This is a genomic window from Halorussus sp. MSC15.2 (assembly GCF_010747475.1).
Taxonomy (GTDB): domain Archaea; phylum Halobacteriota; class Halobacteria; order Halobacteriales; family Haladaptataceae; genus Halorussus.
Map to the genome: position 1 here is coordinate 491,400 of NZ_VSLZ01000001.1, position 24,499 is coordinate 515,898.

Consider the following 24,499-nt stretch of genomic DNA (forward strand, 5'->3'; position numbering starts at 1 on the left):
ACCACTACCTTTTTGCTCCGGTGCTGACCACCGAGCAAAGACGATGGTCGCCGAACAACTCGACGCGCCCGACCCCGAAACCCTCGTCGGCGAGGCGAAGGCGGCGTTCCGGGACGGCGCGATGCTGACCGTGCAGGCCCACTGCGAGGTGGAGTACGAGGGCCGGACCTCCGGCCACCTCGGCCCGGGCGACCGGATTCTGGTCGCCAAACCCGACGGGACGTTTCTGGTCCACCAACCCACCGGCCACAAGCCGGTCAACTGGATGCCCGGCGGGGGGACCGTCTCCGCGCGCGCGAGCGACGAGGACGCGGTCCTGCTCGCGCGGCGCACGAACCCCACCGAGCGCGTCGAGGCCCGGATTCTGGAGGCCTACGGCGTGACGCGCTTCGACGCCACCGACGGCGCGACCTACGAGGAGTCCGGCACCGAGGCCGAGATGCACGAGTACATCGAGACCAACCCCGAGGTGCTGGAGGAGGGTCTCCGCATCGTGGAACATGAGCGCGAGAGCAAGTACGGGTTCATCGACTTCTTCGCCCGCGACGAGGCGGGCACCCCCGTCGTCGTGGAGGTCAAGCGGATTCAGGCGACGCTGAACCACTTCGACCAACTCCAACGCTACGTCTCGCTCTATCAGGAGGGCGAGGCTTCGCCTCGGGAAGGCGGTGTAACCGCCGAGAGCAACGACGAAGTTCGCGGGATTCTCGTCGCGCCCTCGGCCTCCGAGCGCGTGAAGCGAGCGCTTCGGGACAACGGACTGGAGTTCGTCGAACTGTCGGAGTTCGAGACCGACGCCAAGGGGGCGACCGAAGCGAAGTTGACCGACTTCTGACCGACGCGGCCCGCGAATCCGCCGATTATCGCAGACACCAGTGAGGTCTGCGAAGTGGCCTGTCTCGGGCATACGACTCATGACGCTCGAACGCGAACAGTGACGCGAGATGAGGTTCGTTCGACGGACGACCGTTCTCGACCCGGCGCGCTCCATCCATGCCCACTAACTGGTCGAAGTGGTTCGAGGGCGATGGCTCGTGGCTGCCGTGGTTGACCCGCCGCCAGCGCCTCGTCACCACTTACGTGGTCGTCCTCGTCCTGCTCATCCTGCTGTACTCGGTCCTCTACAACTACGGAATGCGGACGCTAGAGGGCCACGACCACTCGCTGTTCCGGTCGTTCCAGACAGTGGTCGAGACGATGACGACGACCGGATACGGCGCGGACGCGCCGTGGTCGTCACCGCTGATGAACGTGTTCGTCGTCTTCATGCAGTTGACCGGCATCGGCATCGGGTTCGCCACGCTCCGGGTCCTCATCATCCCGCTGTTCGAGCGCGCGCCGATGGACCTCAGCGACCGCCTGACCGCGAAGGACGACCACGTAATCGTCTGCGAGTACCGCCGCGACACGGGCGTCCTGCTGGACGAACTGGAGGGTCTGAACGTCGGTTACGTTCTCATCGAGTCCGACGCCGAGCAGGCCAAGCGACTCTCCGACGGCGGCTATCAGGTCATCCACGGCGACCCCGAGGAGGGCGCGGAACTCGAACGCGCGATGGTGAGCAAGGCCAGCACCATCGTCACCGACGCGGGCGACCGCAACGCAAGCATCGTCCTGACTGCACTGAGACGGAACGACGACCTCCGGGTGATATCGTTCACGGACACTCCGGACCACGACGCCGCACTCCGGGAAGTCGGCGCTGACGTCGTGCTGTCGCCCGACGCGCTCATCGGTCGGCGACTCGGCCAGAAGACGACGGCGTGGGCCGACACGCCGGAGGCGATGGGTGACGCCACCGTCGGTGACGTCCGCATCCGCGAGGTACTGGTCCGCCGCAACAGTCCGCTGGCGGGCGTCCAGATAGCGGACACGGCACTCGCCACCCACTCCGACCTCACGCTCGTCGGCGCGTGGATAGACGGCGACCTCAGACTCCCCGTGGACCCGGCGGAGGTAATCACGCCGAACTCGGTCCTCATCGTGGCCGGGACCGAGTGGGCCATCGACGACGTACAGGAGTTCGCGGCCGGACTTCGACCGCCGCGCCGCCACGACAACGTCGTCGTCGCCGGGATGAGCGTCGGGGGTCAGGCCGCGTACGAGGCGCTGGCCGAGGACGTCACCGCGACGACCATCGACACGGAGGACGGTCACCGCGTGGACGTCGTGGGCGACGTACGCGACCCGGAGACGCTCGAAACCGCGGGCATCGAGGACGCCAGCGCCCTCATCGTTACCGTGGGCGACGACTCGACGGCCATGCTCGCGGTCGCCATCGCGCGCACCCTCACCGACGACATCGAGATTCTGGTTCGGGTGGACGGCACGGCGAAGTCGCCCACCGCGTTCGACGCCGGGGCCGACTACGTCCTCTCGACCCAGCGGGTCAGCGCCCGCCTGCTGGCCCGCGAACTCCGGGGCGAGGACGTTCTCACGCCGTTCGAGCAACTGCGAATCGTCCGCACGGACGCCGCGGCGTTCGTGGGGCAGACGCTCGGTGACGTGAGCACAGAGACGGAAGCCGGGTACGTCTTCGTCGGGGTGGAGCGCGACGGAACGTTCGTCACCGACGCCAGCACGGAAATCGCGACCGACGACAGACTCGTCGTCGCCGGAACCGACGCGACGATTCGGGAGTTCGAGTGCCGGTACGCGTGACGTTCGGCCGCGACCAACGGCCTTTTCGCCGCGACACGTTTACGTCTCGCCGATGACTGCCGCCATCGAAGTCGAAGACCTTCGGAAGCAGTACGACGGGGTACGGGCGCTCGACGGAGTGTCGCTGTCGGTACCCGAAGGGAGTTTCTTCGGCCTGCTCGGGCCGAACGGCGCGGGCAAGACCACCTTCATCAACATCCTCGTGGGGTTGGTCCGGCGGAGCGGCGGCCGGGCCGAGGTGTTCGGCCACGACGTTGAGGACGACTACCGCGAGGCCCGTGACGCCATCGGTCTCGCGCCCCAAGAGTTCAACGTGGACCACTTCTTCCCGGTGCGCGAAGTGCTGGAACACAAGGCGGGCTACCACGGAATTCCGGCCGACGAGGCCCGCGAGCGCGCCGACGAGGTGCTGAAGCAGGTCGGCATCTACGACAAGCGCGACACCCGGTTCAACTGGCTGTCGGGCGGGATGAAGCGCCGGTTCATGCTGGCGCGGGCGCTAATCACCGACCCCGACCTGCTGATTCTGGACGAACCGACCGCCGGGGTGGACGTGCAGTTGCGCCACGACCTCTGGGACCTCATCACCGACCTCAACGAGTTGGGAACCACGATTCTGCTCACGACTCACTACATCGAGGAGGCCGAGCGCCTCTGCGACGAGGTGGCGATTCTGGACTCGGGCAACCTGCTGACCGTGGCGACACCCGAGGAACTGATGGACCGCGGGCCGGACAAGATTCGGGTCACGCTCCGGAACGCGCCCGCGAGCGTGCCCGACCTGCCGATGCTCTCGGGGACCCGCGGGGCGACCGACGAGGGCCGCGTCGAGAGCGTCGAACTCGACGGCGACCAACTGGTCGTGACCGCGACGCAGGGCGGACTCGTCGCGCCCGACCTCGTGCGGGCGCTCGACCGCGCCGGTCTCGAAATCGTTGACTTCGACATCTCCCGGACCTCGCTCGAAGAGGTGTTCGTGGACATGACCCGCGAGGGCGGGAGCGACCAGTCCGCGGAAGCGGTCGCGGCGGACGGCGGAATCGGTGGAGCGGTCGAGGACGACGGAGGTGTCTCCGAATGAACCTCCGCGGTCTCACTGGCTTCAAGACCCTCGCGCGCCGCGAGATTCTGCGGTTCCTCCGGCGGCCTCGGAACACGTTCGTCCCGCCGTTCGTGACGAACGTCCTCTACTTCTCGGTGTTCGGTGTCATCCTCGGCGACCGCGTGGGTCGAATCAGCATCGACGGCGGCGACCCCATCGACTACATCCTGTTCATCCTGCCCGGACTCGTCGTGCTGGGAGCCATCTCGAACGCCTTCGAGAACGCCTCGTTCTCCATCTTCCACGGGCGCTGGAACGACTACATCGAGGAGACGCTGACCTCGCCGATGTCCTACTCGCGGATGGTCGTCGCCTACATCGTGGCCGGGGCGACTCGCGGCCTGCTCGTCGGGTCGCTCATCGCGGTCATCGGCGCGTTCTTCACCACGGTCGGCGTCGCTCGGCCGCTCTATCTGGTCGCGTTCGGTCTGGTCGTCAGCCTGTTGTTCGCCAGTTTCGGCGTCGTGGTCGGTCTCTGGGCCGACGACTGGGACAACCTGACCATGATGAATCAGTTCATCGTCCGTCCCCTCGTCTTCTTCGGCGGCGTGTTCTACGCCATCCGGGAACTCCCCTCGCCGTATCAGGAACTCTCGATGCTGAACCCGATGGTCTACATGGTCAACGGCGTCCGGTACGGCTTTCTGGGCGTCTCGGAGGTGGACCCGAACTGGTCGCTGGCGGTCCTCTCGGGCCTGACCGCGGCCATCTTCGCGCTCGACGTCGTGCTGTTCAAGCGCGGGTACGGTCTCACGGACTGAGGTGGTTGCGGAGGCGCGAGATGACCGCGAGCGCAGAAGCGTTTCCACCACAGTAACGTTGGCTACGAGTAACTTTTACCCGTGACCTCCGAAACAATTGTCCTCCTCAGGTCGATTCGACGGTGGCTTCTAGTCGGTGTGTTCCTGCTGGGAGTCGGCGTCCTCACGCTGGCTCACACCGGCTATATTCTGACCAACACTGAGATACTGTACTGGCAGAGCCTCGTGTTTAGCATCGCGGGTGTCCTCGGCGGAGTCGTCGCGGGCGTCGCCGGAGTGAAACTACTCGGCAAGCGTCCGACTTCTGCACCCGACGAACCGGCGACCGAATGACTCTCTCAGGTAAACGACGAAGCCGGGTCAGTTCCTACTGGCCCTCACTCCACCCTGAACTGCTGCTCTCGGCCCTCGCCGTACATGTTCTTCGTCTCGCCGCCCTCGCCGCGGGCCTCCGCGTTGTAGGTGTAGGACCCCGTCGGCAGGTCTGAGAGCGTGACCGAGAACTCGCTCGACCCGCCGTCCCCGTCGAGTTCCACGTAGTCGGTCCACTGCTTCTCGCCGTCCTCTCGCTGGTAGAAGAAGTGGCCCGTCACCTCGTCGTAGGCGTCAACCCCCTTCGCGGACCCGCGGAGCGTCACCTCGCTCCCCGCGTCGTTCGTCTTGGGTGCCAGCGTCTCCACGCGCAGGCAGTTGGTCGAGGGACCCGAACAGGGGTCGCCCGCCGTGACCGCGAGCGTCTCGCTGACGCGCCGGGACTGGCCTTCGTAGTCGGTCAGGGTCGCCTCGGCGCGGTACTCGTAGGTCCGGCCGGGTTCGAGACCCGAAGCGGTGGCTTCGAGGTAGATATCGTCGGCGAGCGGGCCGGTCTCGGTGGCGAGTCGTCGCCACTTCGCACCGGCGTCGGTCGTATCCCCGCCGCCGGACGCCGGTTTCGGTCGGTAGAACAGGTTCACCTCGACCTCGTAGTCCGTCTCGTAGGCCGATTCGACCGCGGCGCGGAAGGTGACGGCGGTGTCGCCGATTTCGGCGGGTCGGGCGTAGACGCCACCCAACTGCCAATTCTGTCCCACGCCGGACTCCGACTCGTCGGGCGCGTCGGTCCCGTCCGAGCGTCGGGCCGTCGCCGTGATTCCCGTGCCTGTCGTGCCAGCGACCGCGTAGCCGAGGAGTTCGCGTCTGCTGAGTGCCATCCGTTCCGCGCACTCGCCGGAACCGGCATGAATCCGCGTCACCGTTCCGAGGGAAATCGGCCGTTTCCCGTTTTTGTCGCGAGGTAAGCCCCAGTTTCCCCGACGTTTCGAGTGTCTTCACGTCCGCCGAGTGCTTCGACGGGTACCGGGCGTCTTCACCACCTGTCGAGTCGTCGGGTTACTCCTCCCACGGTTCGCCGCCCTGCTGGTCGCCGAACAGTTCGCGCATCAGCGTCACGATGCTCTCGGGCGGGAACTGGCCGCGCTCGGTCACGATGGCGTCCACGTACCGCGGCGGCGTCACGTCGAAGGCGGGGTTCTCGACGGTCACGTCGCCGATTTCCTCCTCCTCGTCGAGGGTGAGCACCTCGCGCTCGTCGCGCATCTCGATTTCGACGGTGTGGCCCGTCATCGTGTCGGGGTGGAGCTTCAGCGTCTGGGCCGCGACCATGACGGGGACGCCGCGCTCGCGGGCGTTGACCGCCAGCCCCGAGGTGCCGACCTTGTTGATGACCGACCCGTCGGCCGCGATGGAGTCCGCGCCCACGAGCACGTGGTCGGTCTGGTCGAGGTACCGGCGCGCGGCGTTGTCCACGATGAGCGTGACGGGGACGTCCATGTCGCGGAGCCACTGGGCGGTGATGTGACCCTGCTTTCGCGGACGGGTCTCCTTGACGATGGCGTGAATCTCCTTCCCTTGGTCCAGCGCCTTCTCGACGCACGAGAGCGCGTCCGTGGAGTGACAGTGGGTCATCACGGTGTCGCCGTCCCGAAGTCGGTTCGCACCGATACGCCCGAGGTTGTCTTGGGCCTGCCCGAGTTCGCGCTGGAACTCGTCGGCGCTCTCGACCACGCTCTCGCGGAGTTTCGGGACCGAACCTCCCTCCATCCCGCGGAGGACGTACCGCAGGGCGTTGGGGAGGCTGACCGCGGTCGGCCGCGTCTCGCGGAGGCGACGGCCCGCGGCGCGCATCTCCTTCCGGAAGGTCTCGGGCGATTCGGCGTCGCTGTCCTCGGCCTGCGTGGCGAGCGCATCGGCCGCGGCGTCGGCGATGGTCGCCGCGCCGCGAATCTCCATGTTGGCGATGTCGTCTGCGGCCTCCTCGACGGTCGGATGGATGTCGGCGTCGGACTGGCTCATGACTGGCGGGTACGGGCCATGGCGGGAAAAACGAACGGGTCGCCGAGCGACGAGAACCTATTCGGTTCCGCTCGGGGATTACCGCGTCTCTTCGGGCAGGTCTACTTCCTCGGGTGACGGCATCCAGAAGACGTCCAGCGACACCGCCAGCGTGAAGGGCACGACCCAGACCAGAATCAGAGCGGTGCCCCGGTCGCGAACGCCGCTTCCGCCGAACCCGATGAACCCCGAGAGCAGGATGGTGGTGACGACGTACAGCAGCGGGACCAGAAGCGCTGTGTACACCACCGTCCCCCACGTGGTGGAGAGGCGGAGGCGGAAGAAGCGGATGGCGACCGCTGCCACGACGGTGTTGACGACCATGATGAGCAGGAACCCGAAGACTGTGGCGACAGAGGCCATTGCTACCGGTCACTTGGAACTCGGCGTTCTTGTGGCTACCGGATGCGCGACGAACTACTGCGGTCCGTCTCGCCGAGCGTCCCCCGAACGCCTACCGCCCGAGGTCCTCGTGGGCGCTCGACAGGTGGCGGGAGGCAAGCGCCGCGAGCAGGGAGAGTTCCCCGGCGAGCGCGCCCACGGCGATGATTTCGGCGAGCGCGTCGGCGTTGCTTCCCGCGGGGTCGCCGCCGCCCCGGAGACCCAACACGTCGAGCGCCTCGGACTGAGTGGGGAGTTTCGTCCCGCCGCCGACCGTGCCGACCTCCAGACTGGCGAGGCTCACGCTCGCGTAGAGGTCCTCGTCGCGGGCCTCGACGGTCGTGATGGCGTTGCTCCCCTCCACGACCTGCGCGGCGTCCTGTCCGGTCGCGAGGAACGCCGCGGCCACCACGTTCGCGGCGTGAGCGTTGAAGCCGAGGCTCCCGGCCTTCGCGCTTCCCACGAGGTTCTTGCGGGTGTTGGCCTCCTCGATGGCCTCGGGCGTGGTGTGCAGTCGTTCTTCGACCGTCTCGCGGGGAATCTTCACGTCCGCGGTGACGCTCCGACCCCGGCCCTCGACGGCGTTGATGGCGGCCGGCTTCTTGTCCGAGCAGAGGTTGCCCGAGAGCGCGACGAGCGACGCGGCGGTCTCGTCCTCCACGATTTGGGCGGCCTCCCGCGTGGCGATGGTCGCCATGTTCATCCCCATCGCGTCCTTGGTGTCGTAGACGAACCGCAGGAACACGGAGTCGCCCACGACGTAGGTGTCCACGTCGAGAAGTTCGCCGTGACTGGTCGTGGACTCGGCGGCCTCGCGCAGGCGCTCGGTGTTCTCGCCGACCCACGAGACCACCGTCTCGGCCTCGGCGATGCCCGCGACCCGGAACACCGGCGCGCGGGTCATCCCGGACTTGGTGACGCGAGCGTCCGCGCCGCCCGACCCGGCGATGACGGAGCAACCCCGGTTCACGCTCGCGACCAGCGCGCCCTCGGTGGTCGCCAGCGGGAGGTAGTACTCGCCGTCGGCCGCGCCGCCCGCGACCTGCACGGGACCGACGACGCCCATCGGAATCTGGGCCGCCCCGACCATGTTCTCGACGTTCGCGTCGGTCGCTTGCTCGGCGTCGAGCGCGAAGTCGCCGATGGTCTCCAGTTCGGCGTCGGTCTCGATTTCGAGGAGTTGTCTCCGGGCCGCCGCCGCGGTTTCGGCGTCGGCGTGGTCCTCCAGTTCGTGCAGTCGAAGTTCGCCCTCGCGCACCTTCTCGGCCAGACGTGAAGGCTCGGAACCGTCGCTCATGTCCGAACGGTTAGCCGGACGCCCCCTAACAGTTCTCATTCGGGTCGGGTGACCGCCGATTCGGTGAGGACGGGCGTCACCGCCGGACCTTCCGGCGCTCGCGACCACTTTTACTTTCACTGCACATATGCGTGATGTTTATGTCGGTCTCGTTCGTAGTGGAAATCGGTCCCCGAGTGGTCTCCCGGACGAGAGGGTGGATAGTTCCTGCACGCGACACTCGCCGCTCCGGTTCGGCGCGGAGTCGAGTTCGATTCGGTCTCCATCCGGCGAACTCTCGTACTCTGTCATCCCTATCCGTACTCCGCGCTCACGCCACTTCGGGGACCGTTCTCCGCGACCGCTCAGAGTAACCGATACCGGCCGCGACTCTCGCTGACCTCGCCCCGGCGGGTGAGTTTTCCGAGAGCGTCGCGCACGTACTCGGCCGGAACGCCGCGCTCGCTGGCGTACGCGACCACCTCGTCCTCGGTCGGTCGGTCGAGTTCGCGCAGCGCCGCCAGCACGGTGTCCTTCCGGGAGTTGCCGCGGGTGCTGGCCGACCGGTTCTCGACGCGTTCGGCGGCCTCGGCGACCGCCTCGGAGTCGATGCCGGAAGCCTCCAGATACTCCTCGTCGGAGACGCCCGCGTCCTCGACCTGCTCGTCCATCTCGGCGAAGGAGTCGAGTTCCGCGTACGCCTCGCCCTCGTCTTGGCGGTTGGCGAGCATCGACGACCGGACCTCCCGGGCGTGGTCCTCGTCGTCGGTCTCCACGAACTTCCGCAGTTTCTCGAACTTCCGGCGTTTCCCGCACCGCGGACACTGGGTGGTCTCGGGCCGCCCCTCCACGATTTTGAGCGCCTGACAGTCGCTACACCCCACGACGGCGTACATACCCGCAGGTCGGGCTTTTTCGTACGTGAATCTTCGGACTCGACTGCCTGATTTGACTGACTCGGCTCCCAACTGGATTACCCGCAGTCGAACCTTTAGGTAGCCAGCGCTCTTCGGTACCGACAGACATGGAAATCGTACCCAAAGACGCCGAAGAGTCCACGGAAGCGGTCGAGGGCGTCCACCTCTCGCTGCTGGCCGGGGCCGAGGAGATGAACGTCCAACACTTCTTCATCGAACCCGGCGCGGAGGTGCCCGAACACAGCCACGACAACGAGCAGACCGGCTACATCACCAATGGCACGCTGACGTTCCTCGTGGACGGCGAGGAACTCGAAGTGAGCGAGGGCGACTCCTACGCCATCCCGGGCGACGAACCGCACGCCGCCGAGAATCGGGGCGACGTGCCCGTGGAGGGCGTGGACATCTTCAGTCCGCCGCGCGAGAACCCGGACTGGAAGGACTGAGAGCTGTCGAGTTCGTATTTTCGGTCGTCCCTCTTTCGAAGCGAGACGAATCGGAGTTAGTCGCAGGTGGAGTTCTATTGGAGTTAGTCGCTGTGGTTGTCGAGTCGAAGCTAGCTATTGCCGACTCCGAGGAGTCTCCCGCAACTGCACAGCACCGCACGTCCTCACTCCTCCCCAACCTCCTCCCTCACTGCGTTCGGTCGTCCCTCGCACGGTCGGCGCGACCACTGTCGGGTCGCACCAGCACGCGCCGAGGTAGATGACCCCCGAAACCGCGTCTTCACCCCAGTCGTTCGAGCAACCGCCCGAACACTTCGGCCTCCACGTCCCGAAGTTCCGCCTCGTCGTCCGGTCCGACGCCGGTCTTCAGGTCCGCAGGCGCTACGTCTGTCTCGCCCTCTCGAAGACGCTCGAAGAGCGCGGCGGCCGACACCGAGAGTCGCTCGCGGTGGTCGGCGACGAAGTCGAGGGTCTCCTCGCGGTCCACGTCCCGGCCGGTACACTCGGCGTGAGCGACTCTGCCGACGCCCGCCGCGAGGACGACCCGGAACTGACCCACCTGCTCGCGAACCACGTCGCGGCGCTCCCACGTCGCGTCGAGCAGTTCCGCGCCGAGTTCGTCTTCGTCCGCGAGCAAGCGCGCGAGCGCGAACCCGTAGAGCCGTCCGGCGCTCTCCTCGGTGCGAATCCGCTCGGCGTACCGGCGAATCAGGTCGTCGCGGCGCTCGGGCGAGAGTTCGCCCGGGTCGGCCTTGCCCAGAATCATCAGGGCGTGACCCCACCACTGGGCGAGTTCGTCGTCCTCGCCCTCGGCGTCGAGAACGTCGAGCATGGGTTCGAGCGCGTCGAGCGCGCCCCGAGCGTTCTCCCGCCGGGCGTGGAGTTCGACCACGCGTTCGTAGTGTTCGCGCGCGGTGGCGGCATCCCCGTGTTCGCGTGCGAGGTCGGCCAGTCGCAGTCCGAGTGTAATCGTCGCGTCCCTGTCGCCGAGGCGGCCCCGCGTGCTGACCGCCCGGTCGTAGTACTCCCGCGCCGTCTCGTAGTCGCCGCGGTTCTCGGCGCGCTTCGCCCGCTGCTCGCAGTAGAACGCCTCGGCGCGTCGCTTCCACGGGAGGAGTCGGTCGCAGTGTTCCCCGAGCCACCTGTCGACCCGACTCGCGCCCCCCGATACCTCCGTCGTGCTCATGTGTCACCCACTGACGCGATATTTTATAAATCTCTCGAATGAAAGAATTTACTAATCGTGTCTCTGAACGAGTGGTAAGTGAAATGACTATCGTCGAATGGCGGCGGTGGCCCGTCGAGTCTCACAGTCTACGAGTCGTGTGAATCGACGGCGTCCGAAAGAGCGGAGATGACGCAGAAAGAACAGTGGCCGGATAAGCGAAGAGAGGACGAACGCTCTACGCGAGTTCTTCGATGTTCTTGCAGATTTCGTCGGCGTACTCACTCGTTGCGAGTTTCTCGCCGCCTTCGATTTGGCGCTCGATGTCGTAGGTGACCTTCTTCGAGGAAATCGTCGCTTCGACGGCGTCACGAACGAGTTGGGAGGCATCTTCCCAGCCGATGTACTCCAGCATTAGTCGGCCTGAGAGAATCATCGCGGAAGGGTTGACCTTGTCCTGTCCGGCGTACTTGGGAGCAGAGCCGTGGACCGGTTCGGCGAGGACGCGGCCGTCACCGAAGTTCGCGCCGGGCGCGATGCCGAGGCCGCCGATTTGAGCGCCCGCGGCGTCCGAGAGGTAGTCACCGTTGAGGTTCGGCATGGCGAGAACGTCGTAGTTCTCGGTACGGGTCAGCAACTGCTGGAGCATGTTGTCGGCGATACGGTCGTTGACCACGACGGCGTCGTCAGGCTGTTCGCCGTCCTGCTCCTCCCAGAGGGTGTCCTCGGTGATGACCTCGTCACCGTACTCCTCTTCGGCGACCTCGTAGCCCCAGTCACGGAACTGGCCCTCGGTGAACTTCATAATGTTGCCCTTGTGGACTAGTGTGACCGAGTCGCGGTCGTTCTCGATGGCGTAGTCGATGGCCTTGCGGACGAGACGCTTGGTGCCGAACTCCGTGATGGGCTTGACGCCGATGCCGACCGCGCCCTGATGGATGGTCTCGTCGAAGCCCATGTCGTCCTCCACGAACTCTCGGACCTTCTCGACTTCGTCAGTACCCTCTTCCCACTCGATTCCGGCGTACACGTCCTCGGTGTTCTCCCGGAAGTTGACCATGTCCATCTTCTCCGGTTCCTTGACGGGCGAGGGAACGCCGTCGAGGTGGTAGGTCGGTCGGACGTTCGCGTAGAGGTCGAGTTTCTTTCGAAGCGCGACGTTCAGAGAGCGGAAGCCCGCGCCGACGGGAGTCGTGAGCGGCCCCTTGATGGCGACTCGGTGTTCGCGGATGGCCTCGACGGTCTCCTCGGGCAGGTTCTCGTCATACTTCTCGCGGGCACTTTCGCCAGCGTAGACGCGCATCCAGTGAATCTCACGGCCGGTCGCCTCAGCGGCCTTCTGCAGCACTTTCTGGGCGGCCGGACCGACGTCCTGTCCGATTCCGTCCCCGTGGATGATGGGGATAATCGGGTTCTCGGGTACGTCGAGTTCGTCGTTCTCGGCGTCCACGGCGGTGATTTTCTCCCCGTCCTCGGGAACTTCCACCTTGTCGTAGCTCATAACAGCTAAACCTGCGTGAGAGAGGGATAAAAGGCCTGCCGTTTGGCCGCGGAGGGCTATTACCAACCTTAAATTCCTAATAATGTATCCGGAGAGTTACTCCCGAACGACGCCGACGAGCGCGCGGAGTTGACTCGCCCCGTTTTCAAGGAGCGCCCGCGGGAATCCCGGTCGCGAACGGTCGAGCGCCGCCGAGAGGGCGCTCGCGGCGTCCTCGAACACGCCCTCACCGTGGCCGACGAGGATTCGCTCGGGGTCGAGACCGCCTAGCAGGTCTCGGGGCGGCATCGGTCGCCGGAAGGTGTAGACCCCGAGGCGCTCGTCGGCCACCCGGTACAGCGGCGCGGTCCCGAGCAAATCGGGCACGTAGAGCGTCCCGTCGGCGGGCCGGAAGGCGACCGACTCGCGCCATCCCGGCAGCGGAGCGCGCGTGCAGACTCGGAATCCGGAGTCGCCGAGTTGCGCGGCGTAGCGCACCGTCGGCGCGGCGACGCGGTCCTCGACGCGGGTCATCGACTCGGGAAGCCAGACTGGGACGTCGTGACGCTCTGCGAGTACTCCGGCGTCCCGGGCGTGGTAGTTCGAGAGGACGGCGACCCCCGCAACGTCTCCGAGTTCGGCCACGATATCGTCGATGCCGGGCGCGTCGAGCGGGTCGAACAGCCAGACGTCACCGTCATCGTCTCGAATCGCGTGGCTGGCCCGTCGTCCCTCCTCGTTCGGATGCGCTATCCACCCTAGACCGTCGCTCCACCGGTCGATTACTCGAACGTCGGCGGGTCCGTCCCTGACGAAGGTCGTCATGGTGGAACCTCGACATGTACTCCTACGTAACTGTTCCGGTCGCGCTCGGTCCCCGGTTTCCGGACGGCGGTCGCACGTCGGTCCCGGATTTCCGATTGGCCGGAAGTTAAGAACCCCCGCGAACCACCCCATCGTATGAAGGTCATCGTTCACGGCGGGGCCGGAAGCGACCCCGACGAACCAGTACCGAGACAGGCAGTGTTGGACGACGCGGCTGAGACCGGCGCGGCCGAATCTGACGTCCTCGACGCGGTAGAGTCGGCGGTCCACGTTCTCGAATCTTCGCCGCGGTTCAACGCCGGAGTGGGCGGCGCGGTCCAGAGCGACGGAGCGATTCGGACCGACGCCGGCGTGATGACGAGCGACCGCGAGGCGGGCGCGGCCTGCTCGATGCCCGGCGTCGAACACGCCGTGAGCGCCGCCAGAGTCGTGCTGGAGGAGACGCCTCACGTCCTCGTTTCGGGCGACCACGCCGTGGACCTCGCGGCCGACTTCGAGGTCGAGACGGGCGTAGACCTCTGGTCGGAGAAGAAGCGAGAGAAGTGGGCAGACCTCGACGACGTTCCGGACGGGACGCCGAGCGAACACCTCGACTGGCTTCGCGAGAAGTTCGGCGGGGCCGACACGGTGGGCGCGGTCGCGTACGACGGCGACGAGTTCGCCGCCGCGACCTCGACCGGCGGTCGGTGGCTGGCGCTGGCGGGTCGAGTCGGCGACGTACCTCAAATCGGGAGCGGGTTCTTCGCGGCCCCTGCAGGCGCTGCCAGTGCGACGGGCGCGGGAGAAGACATCGCCAAGGCCACGCTGACCCGGCGGGCGGTCCGACACCTCGAATCCGGTCACGACGCTCGGGAGGCCGCCGACAGGGCCATCGAGGAGTTCGCCGAACTCACCGGGTCGTCCGCGGGCGTCATCGTCCTCGACAGCGACGGGAACGCCGGGAGCGCCTTCAACAGCGACGCGATGCAGACGTCGGTGAGCAGTCGAACCGCGAGCAGGTAGTTGGACTCGGTAGCGAGACGAATCGCTATCAGAGAGTCGAACGACGAGGACACGATTGCGACTGGCGAACGACGCCGCGGCTACCGTCGTCGCGCCCGAAAAAAGAAATCGAAGTCGAAGCCGCTCACATCTCCGCAGTGGTCGTCTGCTCGCCTTCGGCCGTTTCCTCCGTGGTTGTCGTCTCCTCGGCACCTGCGCCTTCTTCGGTCGTAGTCGTCTCTTCTTCGGTCGTCGTGGTCTGCTGACCGGCGGCGGTCGTCTCCTCAGCGCCGGTGTTTATCTCGCCCGTGTCGGTCTGGTTACTCTCCGCTATCGATAGCTGCCCGGTCAGTCGCGCACCGTCGGTGTAGACCCCGTGACTGTAGGTTCCAGCGGGGAACTGTCCGACGCTGACGTTGAACGTCACGGTCGCGGCACCCCTCGCGGGCACCTCGACGAGGTTCGCCTCGATGACGTTCCCGGCGATGCGGTAGGACACTTGCTTGGTGGTTCTGTCGGTACCGATGTTGACGACGGTCGCGCTCACGGTGTACTGCTCGCCCTGCTGGACCTCCGATGGGGCTTGCAGGTTCCGGAACGAGACGACGGAGAGTTCGCCGCCCTGCACCCGCACCGCGTCGGCGGACGCCGTACCGATGGTGGCCTGCTGGACGGTCACGCTCTCGACGGAGACGCTACTCACGGTCGTTCCGTCACCGGCTTGCGCGCCCGCGGCTTCGGTGGTCGTGGTGGTCTCTTCGGTCGTCGTGGTGGTCTCGGTGGTCGTGGTGGTCTCTTGCGCACCGACTTCATCTTCCGGGGTGGTGGTCTCCTGCGCACCGACGCCCGCTTCGGTCGTTGTCTCTTCCTGTAGTGCTGCCTCCTCGGTCGTGGTCTCCTCCGCGCCGACGCCGCCTTCTGCAGCGGTAGTCTCTTCGACGCCCACTTCACCTTCTGGGGTGGTGGTCTCCTCGGCACCCATACCCTCTTCGGTCGTCGTGGTCTCCTCGGTGGTCGTCGTAGTCTCTTCGGCCGCGACCGTCGTCTCTTCGGCGGTGGTCGTCGGCGTCTGGATACCGCCGGTATCGACGTTCAGCAAGACGAGCGACTGGATGCTCATCTCCTGCACGTCGACGGACTGGATGGTCGCGCTATCGACACTGACCTCGCCGAGTTGGGTCTGGCCGTCGGCGGGGGTCGTGGTCTGTTGCCCCGCAGCGGCGGTCTCCTGTCCGTCGGCTTCGGTGGTGGTGGTGGTCTCCTGTGCACCGACACCCTCCTCGGTCGTCGTGGTCTCCTCCTGCAGTGCGGCCTCCTCGGTGGTCGTCGTCTGGGCACCCGCCTGCTGGCCCGCACTACTCTGGACGCGGATGTCCTGAACGACGAGTCGCGAGACGTTCATCCGCTGAATAGTGAGGTCCTGCACGACGACCGACTGGACCGACGTGTTCCCACTCAGCGCCTGCGAGAGCGTCTGGTCGTCGGTCTGGAGGTTCTCCATCGAGACGTTCTCGAACGTCAGGTTCTGGAGTCTGACGTTCCTGAGCGTCGCGTTGTCGAGAGTCTCGTTCTGTCCGACGACTTCGACCGTATCGACGTGCATCACCTGAATCACTGCGTTCTGAATCGTGGCGTTGGCTAACTCCAGTTGTTCGACCGTGACGTTCTGTAACTCTACTCCGTTCGTTTCGTCGGCTGCGGACGGTGACGTCCCCCCGAGTGTCGCCAGCGGGACGCTGGCGAGCATCAGGGCTGTCACCATCAGCACTGCACCGGTTTCTCGTTGCATATGCAGGCAATCATATCGCCGGAGCCGCCAATAAACGGGACCAACTGTTTCGTACCGTTTGGGGTTTTGACGGCCTATTACTGCCGTTACCGCGGAGTTGTCCCGCTGGTACGACACCCCTAACCGCTCGGTGATATGTGGCCCGATAGGAACGTCTGTATAGAAGTAAACGGGCTATCACGACTGCGTCCCTCGTGAGACGCAAACTCTTTCCGGCGTTCAAGCCAACGTAGGGGCATGAGCAGCACCGAAATTGACCTCGATGCCGAAAAGTACGAGAAGCACCGCGAGGCGGGCGAGATTCTCGCACAGGTCCGCGAGGAGACCGCCGAGCGCGTCGAAGTCGGGACGACGCAGTTGGAGGTCGCCGAGTACGCCGAGGACCGAATTCGGGAACTCGGCGGGGAACCGGCCTTCCCGGTCAACATCAGCGTGGACGAGGAGGCCGCCCACGCCACGCCCTCCGCGGACGACGACACCGAGTTCGGCGAGGAGATGGTCAATCTCGACATCGGCGTCCACGTCGACGGGTGGATAGCCGACACCGCGATTACGGTGGACCTCTCGGGCAACCCCGAACTACAGGAGGCCAGCGCGGAGGCGCTGGAGGCCGCCCTCGACGTGGTCGAACCCGGCGTCGAGACCGGCGAAATCGGCGCGGAAATCGAGTCGGTCATCGACGGCTACGGCTACAACCCCGTCGTCAACCTCACCGGCCACGGTCTCGACCAGTACCAGCAGCACGTCTCGCCGAACATCCCGAACCGCGAGGTATCGCAGGGCGTCGAACTCGAAGTCGGCGACGTGGTCGCCATCGAACCGTTCGCCACCGACGGGTCCGGCAAGGTCAGCGAGGGCAACGACGAGGAGATATTCGCGCTCGAACGCGAGGGGTCGGTCCGCGACCGACAGGCCCGGAAAGCACTCGAACAGATATCGGAGGAGTTCAAGACCCTCCCCTTCGCCACCCGGTGGTTGGACGTCTCGCGCGCGAAGATGGCGCTCCGTCGCCTGAAGATGAACGACATCGTCCACGGCTATCCGGTCCTCAAGGAGGACGACGGGAAACTAGTCAGCCAGAAGGAACACACGCTCATCGTGACCGAGGACGGCTGCGAAGTGACGACGAAGTAGCGCGACTCACTCGGCATCTCTCGATTCCCGTTCTCCGAGCGAGTATCGATATCTCGAACGTTTGGCGTCCGCAAAAAGGCGATTACGACCGGTCGCCGGTAACGGATTTCTCGGAAACCTCCACCCACGCTTCGTTACGCGGGGAGAGCGGTGGCGGCGTTACGCGTTGTTCATCCGCTGGATGGACTCCTCACCACATATCTGACATTCGGTCACACGGTACGGTTCGCGCGAGAATTCGGCGTTCTCGCGTTTCTGGCTCTCGGTCCGAATCTGGACGGAGACGTCGTGTGGCGTCTCGCGTCCGCATTCGTCGCACGATTCCGTAATCGCCTGGAAGCTTTGGTTTTGTGTTGCCATCGTGACCTTCCTCTCACCTTCTTCTTGCGCTGATAGGAGCATAAAAACCCCAATCCGTTGGGGGGCGTTCGAACCGTTCATTCGGCTCCCGTCTTGCGATTTACCCGCAAAATTGGACGAGAGTAGCCGAAACAGTTTATAGGCTCGTTTGCGGAAGTAATGAAACAAAAACCGCCTGCAACGGCCGGAATATTTATATACTTCTTCCGGCGGTCTGAGGTCGGTAGAACCGGGCCTGCGTGGACCTAACTCCGAGCGGTCCGTCGAAGAGAACCGGGCCAGCAGTTACACGCGTTACCGCGCTCACGGTCGTAGGCGTAGTAGAACGACTTCCGAGAGTTGCCGGCGGAGACCGCGATGTGTTGGACGTGGCGGCGGTCGTTGAGAGACCGAGACAAGCTAACCGTATCAGAACTGTGGTATCAACTGGTGCTATACTGTAACACGAAGGACACTACGGTCGAAACGAACTACCGTCAATCGATACCGGTACTACTCGACGGTAGAGTGGGGTCACCGTTTCACCGACGAACGGTTGCACGTCGTTTCGCACGTATCTAAGCCGACGAGTTCGCGCTCTAAGTCGTGATTACCTCCGAGCAGACAGTAGTAACGAGGTAGTTCTGGTCTCGGCCCCTTCGAACGGCGGGGGAACTTGCACTCGGTTACCGCCGACGGGTTCGTCGCTCGTGCGAAACTCCCCACCGTGTACGGTAGTATCGAGACGTAACTCGGCAACGACCGACAGCAGACGGTATAAATCGTCGCGCTCGTAATGACGACGCATGGAACAGGTCTTCGCGCCGTGGCGCATCGAGTGGGTCGAACGAGACGACGAGGACGACGAAATCGAGGGGTGCGTGTTCTGTGAACTCCCGGAACGCGACGACGACCGCGACAATCTCGTTGTCGCCCGCAGCGACCACGCCTTCGTGATGTTCAACAACTACCCCTACAACCCGGGCCACGCGATGGTCGTGCCGCGCGAACACACGGGCGACTACCGCGACCTCTCCGAGGCGGTCCTGCTCGACCACGCCCGCCTCAAGCAACGGACCTTCGACGCGCTCGAGACCGCACTCTCTCCCAGCGGCTTCAACGCGGGTCTCAACCTCGGGGAGGGCGCGGGCGGGTCCATCGACGACCACCTCCACACGCACGTCGTCCCGCGGTGGGAGGGCGACACCAACTTCATGCCGGTCGTCTCGGACACGAAGGTCATCGTGCAGGCCATCGACGAGACGTACGACCGGGTGCGCGAAGCGTTCGCCGAACAGGACGGCGCGGAGGTTCCAGACGAGGAGTCGTCGGTTCGCTTCCGGTTCCAGCGTTGACGCGCCGGGTACCGGTTCGGGCGGCGACCCCGACCGAACGACACGCCCTTGGTTCCGGGGTCCGAAGGTGGGCGCGATGAGCAAGCACGCGGTCCGCCGGGTCGGCGCGGTCGTCTTGGCGGTCAACGTGCTGCTGGTGGTCGCCAAGGGGTTCGTCTGGTGGACGACCGGCAGTCTGGCCGTCGGGTCCGAGGCGGTCAACAGCCTCGCCGACTCGGGCTACAGCGTGGTCATCCTCGCGGGTCTCTACCTGACGACCCGACCGCCCGACTTCAGTCACCCCCACGGACACGAGCGAATCGAACCGTTCGTCTCGCTGTTCATCGCGGTGGGCGTCTTCGCGGCGGGTGGTGCGGTCCTCTGGCGGGCGACCACCTCGATTCTCTCGGGCGAAGTCGGGGCCGCCGTGACCTCTCCTGCCGCGGTGGCGGTGCTGGTCGCCACCGCCGCGGTGAAGTTTGGTCTCTATCGGTACTGTCTCCGGGCGGCCGACCGGACGCGCTCCCCGGCGCTGACCGCGACGGCGCTCGACAACCGCAACGACATCCTGACCGCCGGCGCGGCACTGGTCGGCGTCCTCGGGGCGGGCGTGGGAATGCCGATTCTGGACCCCATCGCGGCGGGCGTCGTCTCGCTCGGTATTCTCTACACGGGGTACGAAATCGTTCAGGACAACGTCGATTACCTCGTCGGGAGCGCGCCGCCCGAGGACCTGCGGGGCGAAATCATCCGCCGGGCGCTCGACCACCCGGACGTGGAGGGCGCTCACGACGTCATCGCCCACTACGTAGGGCCGGAGATAGACGTGAGCCTCCACATCGAAGTCGAGGGCGACCGAACGCTGTTCGAAACCCACGACATCGAGACCGACGTGGTGCAGTCCATCCGCGAACTGGACGAAGTGGACGACGTGTTCGTCCACGTGGACCCGAAGGAACTCGGCGAGTGGAAGACCGACGAGTCGATAGACGAATTGGTCGACGACGGTCCGCCGGAGCTGTGAGCGCTGAGTCGAGCACAGTGTTTGGGGACACATTCCCCCGTGGTCAACTGTCTATTCGTCCCAAACACCCCTCAAAATGGTTAGGTAGTTTTCAACTTCTGGGAATCGGGCGCCCTCTTATGATTTCTCCCGAACCATATCGGGCGTGGTTCCCATGCTACCCGACCGCCGCCCCGACCGACGAACCGTACTGAAAGCCAGCGGTGTCGCGCTCGCAACCGGAGCGCTCTCCGGGTGCCTCGGGGGTGTACGAGGCAGTCTCGCCGGTAGCGAGACCGACGACCGAGACCCGTCGCCGGACTCGACCACCGACGTCGAAGTCGCCGATTCCGAGACGACGACTGCCGCGTCGGACGCGACCGTCACGGTCGCGGTCGGTCCCGGCGGACGCCTCGCGTTCGACCCGTCGGGCGACGAACCTCTCGTCGTCGCCGCAGGTACGACGGTGGAGTTCGTCTGGGAGTCCGACACTCACAACGTCGTCGTGGACGACCAACCCGACCCCGCCGATTGGGCGGGGTCTCCCGGCGGTACGGGTACGGTGTACCGAGAGGGTTATTCCTTCTCGCACACCTTCGAGGTGCCCGGAATCTACGAGTTCCACTGCGCTCCCCACGAAACCGTCGGTGGGTCCGGCGCGATTTTCGTCACACCCGAGGGCGTCGCCGCGGAGTACGCCACGGCCGACGACCTGCCGGTGACTGTCGGAGCGGACCACGACCAACAGTTCGCGCCCGGTACCGTCCGCCCGCTGAAAGTCCCCGTCGGAACCGAAGTCGAGTTCGTCTGGGAGTCCGACGACCACAACGTCCGCGTCCGTGACCAACCTGACACCGCCGACTGGCAGGGGACGCCCGGCGACGACTCGAAACTCTACAACGAGGGCTACGAGTACAGCAATACCTTCGAAGTGCCCGGCGTCTACTGGTTCTACTGTCTGGCCCACCGGTCCGCAGGGATGGTCGGCGCTATCGTCGTCGAGGAACAGTAGTACGCTCGTTCGCGGGATGACGCTCCTCCATCAGACCGGTTCGCCGAACGCGTACACCGTGCTGTGGCCCGTAATCTCCACGTCCACGAAGTCGCCGACCTCGACGCCGTGGTCGTCGGCGTTCTGGACGATGACCTGTCGATAGGCCTCGTCGTAGCACTTCACGGAGTCGCCGGTCCCCTCCTCGACCGCCAGCACTTCGTGGGTCTCGCCGACCATCGCGTCGTAGGCCTCGGCCACCACGTCCATCTTGAGTTCGGACATCTCCTTCGAGCGCTCCTTCTTCTTGGTGCCCCCGAGGCCTTTCATCTCGGCGGCGTCGGTGCCGGGGCGCTTCGAGAACCGGGTGACGTTTATCTTCTCGGGTCGGGTCTCGCGCAGGAGCGCCATGCTCTGGGCGTGGTCTTCCTCCTCCTCGGTGGGGAAGCCGACGATGAAGTCGGTCGAGAGCGTCCAGTAGTCCAGATACTCGTCGAACGTCTCGACGATTTCGACGTACTCCGAGACCTGATGCTGACGGCGCATGTCGCCCAGCACGTCGTCGCTCCCGGATTGGACCGGCGCGTGGATGAAGTTGTATAGCTTCTCGTTCTCCGCGAACACCTCCGCGAGTTCCTCGCGGATGCCGTGGACGCCCTTCGGGTTCGCCATCCCGACGCGGACCCGGAAGTCGCCCTCGATGTCGCAGATGCGGTCGAGCAGTTCGTGGAGTTTGCGCTCGCCCGTGTCCCACCCGTAGACGCCGGTGTCCTGTCCGGTAATTCGAATCTCCTTCGCGCCAGCGTGGACCAGCGCGCGGGCCTTCTCGACGTTCTCGGAGACCGGCGGCGAGTCGATTTTGCCGGTCGCCTGCTTGGTGATGCAGTACGAGCAGTCGGACATGCAACCGCGGGCGATGGGGAGGATGCCGATGACGCCGTCCAATACGGGTTCGGCGTCGGGCGTCGTCGTCGGACACTCGCCGTTCGTGACGGCCTCCGGAACCTCGTCCCAGTGGATGACGTCGGCGTCCACCTCGGCGTCGCGGAACTCCTCGCCCTGCGCGAGCGCCATGCAACCGGTCACGATGAGGTCGGCCGTCTCGTCTTCCAACTCCTCGGCCCGCCGCAGCATGTTGCGCTCGGTCTTCTCGACTACGGTGCAGGTGTTGAGGATAGCCACGTCGGCCTCGTCGGGACCCTCGACGCGGTGGTGGCCCGCGTCGCGGAGCCGCCGCTCTATCTGGCGACTCTCGCCCCGGTTCGACGTGCAACCGTAGGTTTCGATGTGATACCGGGCCATTCGCTGACGAAACGTTTCGGCTACGCGGGCAAAAGCGCGACGAATCGGGACGTGTTCGACCTACCCCAGTTAGTTCAAAAGGCCAACCTTTTGACGCCGAAATTCGACGGCCCACGTATGGTCGTTCTCGATACGCTCGGCGACGCCGTTTCGCTCCTCCGCCGTCGCCCGACGCTTTTCGGTTACCTCGTGGCCCTCGGTCTCGTCGGGAACCTCTTGGGGAGCGGGCACCACTTCGGTCTCTCGGAGTTCGGTCAGAAACTGCTGGCTCGCGCCTCGATAGTCGTCGGCCCGGCCGTCACGGTCGGCGTTCTCGACCTCGTGAACCGCGCGGTCGTCCACGACCGCGTCTCGTTCGACGTAGTCGTCAATGCAGGCGTCCGGAACTATCTGCGAGTCGTCGGGGTGTCTCTCCTACTCGCTTTCGGCGGTGGTATCGCCGTGATACTCCTTCTCGTCGTCCTCCCCGCTCAGTTGGCGCTCGTCGTGTGCCTCGTGGCGATAGCCGCGGCGGCTCTCGTGTTCCAGTTCGCCGACCTCGCCATCGTTCTGGAGGGTGAGACTCCGAGAGACGCCATGCGACGGAGCTACGACGTCGCCACCTCGAATTTCGGTCCCGTCCTCGGGTACACCGTTCTCGAAGTACCTTTCGGACTGCTTCACGGCGCTACGTTCGTCGAGCGCTCCGAATTGGAGGGAATCCTCGTCACCGTCACGCCCGACTCGACACCGCTCACCTTCGGAATCCTCGCCGTCGGAACCGTCGGCTGGGCCGTCTTACAGACCTATCGCGTCGTCTTCTACCGGGCACTCGTCGCGTCCGACGGCGACGGACAGACCGGTCGGGACTCCGCTGGCGGACACGATGTGACCGCGGCGCGGACCGACGGCGAATCCGTTCCGTAGTCCGCCGAAACGTCCTTTTGAGTGCGTCTCGCGTTCCCCAAGGTTGGAGACCACGGGCGAGACGAACCTGTCGCAGTGATTCGCGGCGAGACCATTCTATCGGAAACGTGTCGGGGGTAGAAAACGTGCGTTTCATATTCATTGGTTCGGACACGTTCGCGACAGATTCCGCCAGTCCCGACTGCGCGGCGACGTGCTCTGGATAGCTCCCCGTCTTCCGAGAGGTCGGACGGAGTCGGTCACCCGCGAGACCCGCCGTCGTGTCGGTCGGTTCTGCAAGCGTCGCGACCGTCGCACCGGCTTTGTTCCGTCGAACTTTCAGGCGCGTGTTCGTTTCGTCGTGTTTCACTGCGGTCTCGGTCTGGGCGCGGTATTCGACAGCCCTCCGAGATGTCGGTGGCGGTCCCGCGGTTCGTGTCTCGAAACACCGACGTTCGGGGCTGAAACCCCCGTCTCGTTATGCGGCCAAGAACAAACTACGACTGTCTCCTGTTCCTATCTGCCGGTCTCACCCGGCGAGAAATCATGAACGGGCCAAACGTACTACTTCAGGCAGACGGAGTGTTCGGAAACCTCCCGGAGTGGCTCGGGAACGCCCTCTCGGAGATAGTGGCAGCGCTCCCGCGACTCATCGGCGCTATCGTCATCCTCATAATCGGTTGGGCGGTCGGGAAGATACTCGGCGGCGTCGTACAGCGGGTGGCCGACCGGGCCGGAATCGACCGCAGCGCACAGGACACGCCGATAGGACGGATGATGGGAGATTCACGCGACGCGCTGTCGAACTTCCTCGGGTCGGTCACGGCGTGGTTCGTCTACGCGCTGGCCATCCTCGCGGCGGCGAACACGCTCGCCATCCCGATTCTCTCCCGGTGGATAGCGACCGCGGTGTCGTATCTGCCGGCGTTCATCGCCGGACTGCTGGTCATCATCGGCGGGTTCATCGTCTCGGACTTCATCGGCGACGCCATCGAGCGAACGCGGGCGGCGACCCAGTCGCAGTACACCCACTACTTCGCCACCGGCGTCCGGATGTTCCTGTACTTCACCGCCGTGGTCATCGGTCTCGACACGATGGGAATCGACGTGCAGTTGCTGTACATCTTCGCGCAGGCCCTCGCGTGGGGTCTCGCCGCGGGTCTCGCGCTCGCCATCGGCGTCGGCTTCGGTTGGGGTAGCAAGGACTACATCGCCAACAACATGAACCGCTGGGCGGGCACTGCCAAGAGTAGCGCGTCGAGCATGTCCCAAGAGCAGGGCCAAGGTTCGACCTCGGACGACGACTGACGACGCTTGCCGGTAGCCGGCCGCGTGAGTTTTTTGACCGCCCGTCGGA

General features: G+C 65.3%; 24 protein-coding genes. 13 read left to right on the top strand and 11 right to left on the bottom strand.

Annotated features, from left to right (window positions below; all coding sequences use genetic code 11):
• The first annotated feature begins 43 nt into the window (after nucleotides 1-43).
• The 5 genes from nucS to FXF75_RS02550 all read left to right on the top strand — a co-directional run bounded on the left by nucS (nucleotide 44) and on the right by FXF75_RS02550 (nucleotide 4,857).
• Nucleotides 44-835, top strand: coding sequence for an endonuclease NucS (gene nucS / locus FXF75_RS02530; RefSeq protein WP_163519976.1), 792 nt, complete (start codon nucleotides 44-46; stop codon nucleotides 833-835).
• Between the two features lie 158 nt (nucleotides 836-993).
• A complete protein-coding gene (locus FXF75_RS02535; protein ID WP_163519977.1) occupies nucleotides 994-2,661 on the top strand; it encodes a TrkA family potassium uptake protein in 1,668 nt (555 codons plus the stop codon).
• 52 nt (nucleotides 2,662-2,713) lie between these two features.
• Nucleotides 2,714-3,742: an ABC transporter ATP-binding protein gene (locus FXF75_RS02540; protein ID WP_163519978.1), complete on the top strand. Its 1,029-nt coding sequence runs from the start codon at nucleotides 2,714-2,716 to the stop codon at nucleotides 3,740-3,742.
• The gene (locus tag FXF75_RS02545) at nucleotides 3,739-4,524 is read left to right on the top strand and encodes an ABC transporter permease (protein ID WP_163519979.1); all 786 of its coding nucleotides are present in this window, start codon (nucleotides 3,739-3,741) and stop codon (nucleotides 4,522-4,524) included. Before FXF75_RS02540 ends, FXF75_RS02545 begins: the two co-directional genes overlap by 4 nt.
• Nucleotides 4,525-4,605: 81 nt before the next feature.
• A complete protein-coding gene (locus tag FXF75_RS02550) occupies nucleotides 4,606-4,857 on the top strand; it encodes a hypothetical protein (RefSeq protein WP_163519980.1) in 252 nt (83 codons plus the stop codon).
• A 44-nt stretch (nucleotides 4,858-4,901) separates the two neighbouring features.
• Here the strand turns inward: FXF75_RS02550 and FXF75_RS02555 are convergent, their stop codons facing one another.
• The 5 genes from FXF75_RS02555 to FXF75_RS02575 all read right to left on the bottom strand — a co-directional run bounded on the left by FXF75_RS02555 (nucleotide 4,902) and on the right by FXF75_RS02575 (nucleotide 9,447).
• Nucleotides 4,902-5,714 (bottom strand): hypothetical protein, encoded by an 813-nt coding sequence (locus tag FXF75_RS02555; RefSeq protein ID WP_163519981.1) that lies wholly within the window; start codon nucleotides 5,712-5,714, stop codon nucleotides 4,902-4,904.
• Nucleotides 5,715-5,892: 178 nt separating this feature from the next.
• The gene (locus FXF75_RS02560; protein WP_163519982.1) at nucleotides 5,893-6,855 is read right to left on the bottom strand and encodes a ribose 1,5-bisphosphate isomerase; all 963 of its coding nucleotides are present in this window, start codon (nucleotides 6,853-6,855) and stop codon (nucleotides 5,893-5,895) included.
• A gap of 78 nt (nucleotides 6,856-6,933) precedes the next feature.
• Entirely contained in the window at nucleotides 6,934-7,257 is a 324-nt protein-coding gene (locus FXF75_RS02565) for a hypothetical protein (protein ID WP_163519983.1), read from the bottom strand.
• A 91-nt stretch (nucleotides 7,258-7,348) separates the two neighbouring features.
• Nucleotides 7,349-8,572 carry a hydroxymethylglutaryl-CoA reductase (NADPH) gene (gene hmgA, locus FXF75_RS02570; RefSeq protein ID WP_163519984.1) on the bottom strand — a complete coding sequence of 408 codons (1,224 nt, stop codon included), beginning with the start codon at nucleotides 8,570-8,572 and terminating at the stop codon, nucleotides 7,349-7,351.
• A gap of 344 nt (nucleotides 8,573-8,916) precedes the next feature.
• The gene (locus tag FXF75_RS02575; RefSeq protein ID WP_163519985.1) at nucleotides 8,917-9,447 is read right to left on the bottom strand and encodes a DUF5817 domain-containing protein; all 531 of its coding nucleotides are present in this window, start codon (nucleotides 9,445-9,447) and stop codon (nucleotides 8,917-8,919) included.
• 128 nt (nucleotides 9,448-9,575) lie between these two features.
• On the opposite strand from FXF75_RS02575, the gene FXF75_RS02580 reads away from it, so the two are divergent.
• Nucleotides 9,576-9,914, top strand: coding sequence for a cupin domain-containing protein (locus FXF75_RS02580; RefSeq protein ID WP_163519986.1), 339 nt, complete (start codon nucleotides 9,576-9,578; stop codon nucleotides 9,912-9,914).
• Between the two features lie 280 nt (nucleotides 9,915-10,194).
• Here the strand turns inward: FXF75_RS02580 and FXF75_RS02585 are convergent, their stop codons facing one another.
• The 3 genes from FXF75_RS02585 to FXF75_RS02595 form a co-directional block, all read right to left on the bottom strand.
• Nucleotides 10,195-11,100, bottom strand: coding sequence for a lipopolysaccharide assembly protein LapB (locus tag FXF75_RS02585; protein WP_163519987.1), 906 nt, complete (start codon nucleotides 11,098-11,100; stop codon nucleotides 10,195-10,197).
• A gap of 217 nt (nucleotides 11,101-11,317) precedes the next feature.
• Nucleotides 11,318-12,580 (bottom strand): isocitrate dehydrogenase (NADP(+)), encoded by a 1,263-nt coding sequence (icd, locus tag FXF75_RS02590; protein ID WP_163519988.1) that lies wholly within the window; start codon nucleotides 12,578-12,580, stop codon nucleotides 11,318-11,320.
• Between the two features lie 96 nt (nucleotides 12,581-12,676).
• Complete coding sequence (locus FXF75_RS02595) at nucleotides 12,677-13,384, bottom strand: hypothetical protein (protein WP_163519989.1); 708 nt, start codon at nucleotides 13,382-13,384, stop codon at nucleotides 12,677-12,679.
• Between the two features lie 135 nt (nucleotides 13,385-13,519).
• On the opposite strand from FXF75_RS02595, the gene FXF75_RS02600 reads away from it, so the two are divergent.
• A complete protein-coding gene (locus FXF75_RS02600) occupies nucleotides 13,520-14,386 on the top strand; it encodes an isoaspartyl peptidase/L-asparaginase (RefSeq protein ID WP_163519990.1) in 867 nt (288 codons plus the stop codon).
• A gap of 124 nt (nucleotides 14,387-14,510) precedes the next feature.
• Here FXF75_RS02600 and FXF75_RS02605 read toward each other — a convergent pair whose 3' ends face one another.
• The gene (locus FXF75_RS02605) at nucleotides 14,511-16,154 is read right to left on the bottom strand and encodes a hypothetical protein (protein WP_163519991.1); all 1,644 of its coding nucleotides are present in this window, start codon (nucleotides 16,152-16,154) and stop codon (nucleotides 14,511-14,513) included.
• A 237-nt stretch (nucleotides 16,155-16,391) separates the two neighbouring features.
• On the opposite strand from FXF75_RS02605, the gene map reads away from it, so the two are divergent.
• Complete coding sequence (map, locus tag FXF75_RS02610; RefSeq protein ID WP_163519992.1) at nucleotides 16,392-17,288, top strand: type II methionyl aminopeptidase; 897 nt, start codon at nucleotides 16,392-16,394, stop codon at nucleotides 17,286-17,288.
• A 159-nt stretch (nucleotides 17,289-17,447) separates the two neighbouring features.
• Here map and FXF75_RS02615 read toward each other — a convergent pair whose 3' ends face one another.
• A complete protein-coding gene (locus FXF75_RS02615) occupies nucleotides 17,448-17,648 on the bottom strand; it encodes a hypothetical protein (RefSeq protein WP_163519993.1) in 201 nt (66 codons plus the stop codon).
• A gap of 785 nt (nucleotides 17,649-18,433) precedes the next feature.
• Here FXF75_RS02615 and FXF75_RS02620 point away from each other — a divergent pair.
• From FXF75_RS02620 to FXF75_RS02630, 3 genes are all read left to right on the top strand, one after another.
• On the top strand, nucleotides 18,434-18,982 hold the full coding sequence (locus tag FXF75_RS02620; RefSeq protein WP_163519994.1) for an HIT domain-containing protein: 549 nt from the start codon (nucleotides 18,434-18,436) through the stop codon (nucleotides 18,980-18,982).
• Between the two features lie 76 nt (nucleotides 18,983-19,058).
• Nucleotides 19,059-19,985, top strand: coding sequence for a cation diffusion facilitator family transporter (locus tag FXF75_RS02625; RefSeq protein WP_163519995.1), 927 nt, complete (start codon nucleotides 19,059-19,061; stop codon nucleotides 19,983-19,985).
• A 154-nt stretch (nucleotides 19,986-20,139) separates the two neighbouring features.
• Nucleotides 20,140-20,976, top strand: a complete 837-nt coding sequence (locus FXF75_RS02630) for a plastocyanin/azurin family copper-binding protein (protein WP_163519996.1) — start codon at nucleotides 20,140-20,142, stop codon at nucleotides 20,974-20,976.
• Between the two features lie 30 nt (nucleotides 20,977-21,006).
• On the opposite strand, the gene FXF75_RS02635 is transcribed toward FXF75_RS02630, so the two are convergent.
• Complete coding sequence (locus FXF75_RS02635) at nucleotides 21,007-22,257, bottom strand: tRNA (N(6)-L-threonylcarbamoyladenosine(37)-C(2))-methylthiotransferase (RefSeq protein WP_163519997.1); 1,251 nt, start codon at nucleotides 22,255-22,257, stop codon at nucleotides 21,007-21,009.
• Between the two features lie 117 nt (nucleotides 22,258-22,374).
• Here FXF75_RS02635 and FXF75_RS02640 point away from each other — a divergent pair, with 117 nt between their 5' ends.
• Both FXF75_RS02640 and FXF75_RS02645 read left to right on the top strand, forming a co-directional pair.
• Nucleotides 22,375-23,163: a hypothetical protein gene (locus tag FXF75_RS02640; RefSeq protein ID WP_163519998.1), complete on the top strand. Its 789-nt coding sequence runs from the start codon at nucleotides 22,375-22,377 to the stop codon at nucleotides 23,161-23,163.
• Between the two features lie 525 nt (nucleotides 23,164-23,688).
• Nucleotides 23,689-24,450: a hypothetical protein gene (locus FXF75_RS02645; protein ID WP_163519999.1), complete on the top strand. Its 762-nt coding sequence runs from the start codon at nucleotides 23,689-23,691 to the stop codon at nucleotides 24,448-24,450.
• Nucleotides 24,451-24,499: the final 49 nt, after the last annotated feature.

Coding starts and splice junctions, on each gene's coding strand:
- nucS (WP_163519976.1), top strand. CDS start 44: ATGGTCGCCGAACAACTCGACGCGCCCGACCCCGAAACCCTCGTCGGC.
- FXF75_RS02535 (WP_163519977.1), top strand. CDS start 994: ATGCCCACTAACTGGTCGAAGTGGTTCGAGGGCGATGGCTCGTGGCTG.
- FXF75_RS02540 (WP_163519978.1), top strand. CDS start 2,714: ATGACTGCCGCCATCGAAGTCGAAGACCTTCGGAAGCAGTACGACGGG.
- FXF75_RS02545 (WP_163519979.1), top strand. CDS start 3,739: ATGAACCTCCGCGGTCTCACTGGCTTCAAGACCCTCGCGCGCCGCGAG.
- FXF75_RS02555 (WP_163519981.1), bottom strand. CDS start 5,714: ATGGCACTCAGCAGACGCGAACTCCTCGGCTACGCGGTCGCTGGCACG.
- FXF75_RS02560 (WP_163519982.1), bottom strand. CDS start 6,855: ATGAGCCAGTCCGACGCCGACATCCATCCGACCGTCGAGGAGGCCGCA.
- FXF75_RS02565 (WP_163519983.1), bottom strand. CDS start 7,257: ATGGCCTCTGTCGCCACAGTCTTCGGGTTCCTGCTCATCATGGTCGTC.
- hmgA (WP_163519984.1), bottom strand. CDS start 8,572: ATGAGCGACGGTTCCGAGCCTTCACGTCTGGCCGAGAAGGTGCGCGAG.
- FXF75_RS02575 (WP_163519985.1), bottom strand. CDS start 9,447: ATGTACGCCGTCGTGGGGTGTAGCGACTGTCAGGCGCTCAAAATCGTG.
- FXF75_RS02580 (WP_163519986.1), top strand. CDS start 9,576: ATGGAAATCGTACCCAAAGACGCCGAAGAGTCCACGGAAGCGGTCGAG.
- FXF75_RS02585 (WP_163519987.1), bottom strand. CDS start 11,100: ATGAGCACGACGGAGGTATCGGGGGGCGCGAGTCGGGTCGACAGGTGG.
- icd (WP_163519988.1), bottom strand. CDS start 12,580: ATGAGCTACGACAAGGTGGAAGTTCCCGAGGACGGGGAGAAAATCACC.
- FXF75_RS02595 (WP_163519989.1), bottom strand. CDS start 13,384: ATGACGACCTTCGTCAGGGACGGACCCGCCGACGTTCGAGTAATCGAC.
- FXF75_RS02600 (WP_163519990.1), top strand. CDS start 13,520: ATGAAGGTCATCGTTCACGGCGGGGCCGGAAGCGACCCCGACGAACCA.
- FXF75_RS02605 (WP_163519991.1), bottom strand. CDS start 16,154: ATGCAACGAGAAACCGGTGCAGTGCTGATGGTGACAGCCCTGATGCTC.
- map (WP_163519992.1), top strand. CDS start 16,392: ATGAGCAGCACCGAAATTGACCTCGATGCCGAAAAGTACGAGAAGCAC.
- FXF75_RS02615 (WP_163519993.1), bottom strand. CDS start 17,648: ATGGCAACACAAAACCAAAGCTTCCAGGCGATTACGGAATCGTGCGAC.
- FXF75_RS02620 (WP_163519994.1), top strand. CDS start 18,434: ATGGAACAGGTCTTCGCGCCGTGGCGCATCGAGTGGGTCGAACGAGAC.
- FXF75_RS02625 (WP_163519995.1), top strand. CDS start 19,059: ATGAGCAAGCACGCGGTCCGCCGGGTCGGCGCGGTCGTCTTGGCGGTC.
- FXF75_RS02630 (WP_163519996.1), top strand. CDS start 20,140: ATGCTACCCGACCGCCGCCCCGACCGACGAACCGTACTGAAAGCCAGC.
- FXF75_RS02635 (WP_163519997.1), bottom strand. CDS start 22,257: ATGGCCCGGTATCACATCGAAACCTACGGTTGCACGTCGAACCGGGGC.
- FXF75_RS02640 (WP_163519998.1), top strand. CDS start 22,375: ATGGTCGTTCTCGATACGCTCGGCGACGCCGTTTCGCTCCTCCGCCGT.
- FXF75_RS02645 (WP_163519999.1), top strand. CDS start 23,689: ATGAACGGGCCAAACGTACTACTTCAGGCAGACGGAGTGTTCGGAAAC.